Raw genomic sequence first — 1,466 nt, 5'->3', positions numbered from 1 at the left:
CTTGCCGACGCCGTTGGGCCCGACGATCCCGATCTTTGCGCCCTGATAGAACTGCAAATTGATATCGCTGAGCACCGGCTTTTGCGCGCCGGGAAAGGTCTTCGTCATGTTCTTCATGACGTAGGCGTACTGGGCGGCCATGGTCGTCCTTTGGGAATGCGCGTGTTAGGTTCTGGCCGCGCTCTACAGGGCGCGCGCGGGCGCTGCAAGCTCGGGTGCAATTTCCGGTTCGCGTACCCGGCGATCGTCCGTACTCTTGATATACCCGTTCGTGCTGAGCCTCGTTAGTTTGCGCTCATCCTGATTTTCCGAGAGAAACGCAGGTGCCGGTATGGGGTGGCCGCCCCATACCGGCGTGATCGGTGCGCCCGTTGAGCTTGGGGTCCGGACTTGCGTCGAGACCGTTCGACAGCCGGGGCCCCGGTCACAGTTTGCGTGAACCCGAACAATCGCTGGGGCCGCCCGGAAGGTTGCGCCCGTTACACGAGGATGGGTCCAATGACACAGATACCAGAGCATGGACGCTTTGTCGGCATCGATGTCGCCAAGAAGCATCTCGATGTGCATGTGCTGCCCGAAGGCAAGAGCTGGCGGATGGACTATACACCTGCCGGTCTTGCCCGCCTGCTTGAACAGTTGGAGAAGCTGGCTCCAACGCTGATCGCCATGGAGGCCAGCGGCGGCTATGAACGGGCCTGCGCCGATTGCCTGGCAGGAGCAGGGTTGGCCGTGGCGGTCATCAATCCCCGACTGGTGCGCAGGTTCGCCGGATCGCTGGGAAAACTGGCAAAAACCGACCAGATCGATGCCGCGATCATCGCGCGCTACGCGGCTTTTGCAAAACCGTCCACGCGCCACACACCTGATCCTGCACAGGCCATGCTGATGGCCCTGACCATGCGACGCAGACAACTGGTGGGCATGATCGTCATGGAAAAACAGCGCACCGATCCCGGCCATGTCCATCCTGCCATCCTGGCCGACATCAGGCGCCATCTGCGCGTGCTTGAAAAAGAACAAGCCAAACTCGAAGCTCGGATCAACGCGCTCATCGCCAGCCATCCGGTCTGGGCGCGCATCAATGCCGCGCTCCAACAAGTCACCGGCGTCGGCCAGCAAACCGCAACCGCACTGATCACACATCTGCCCGAAATCGGCACGCTCAACCGGCGACAGGTCGCCGCACTCGCTGGCCTTGCCCCCATCAACCGAGACTCAGGAACGCATCGCGGGCGACGTTTCGTTCAAGGTGGAAGACAACCTCTCAAAACCGCACTCTATCTCGCTGCCCTGTCTGCCGCGAGACATCACCCAACCCTCAAACTCTTCTACAAATCATTGCGAAACGCCGGGAAAGCCCCAAAATCCGCCCTCATCGCCGTCGCCAGAAAGCTTCTGATCATATTGAACGCCGTCGCACGCGAAACCATCATCACCGCTTGACCGCAACACAATCGCTGTCGAAG

1 protein-coding gene is annotated in these 1,466 nt (G+C 60.6%); it reads left to right on the top strand.

Features of this window, described 5'->3' with window-relative positions:
• Positions 1-498 precede the first annotated feature (498 nt).
• On the top strand, positions 499-1,443 hold the full coding sequence (locus tag P4L78_RS11255) for a transposase (protein WP_309328181.1): 945 nt from the start codon (positions 499-501) through the stop codon (positions 1,441-1,443).
• The last annotated feature ends 23 nt before the right edge of the window (positions 1,444-1,466 follow it).

The sequence above is a fragment of the Silvimonas sp. genome, assembly GCF_031291215.1.
Lineage (GTDB): Bacteria > Pseudomonadota > Gammaproteobacteria > Burkholderiales > Chitinibacteraceae > Silvimonas > Silvimonas soli.
The sequence above is the reverse complement of the archived record's forward strand: the minus strand, read 5'-3'. Positions and strand labels throughout refer to the sequence as shown.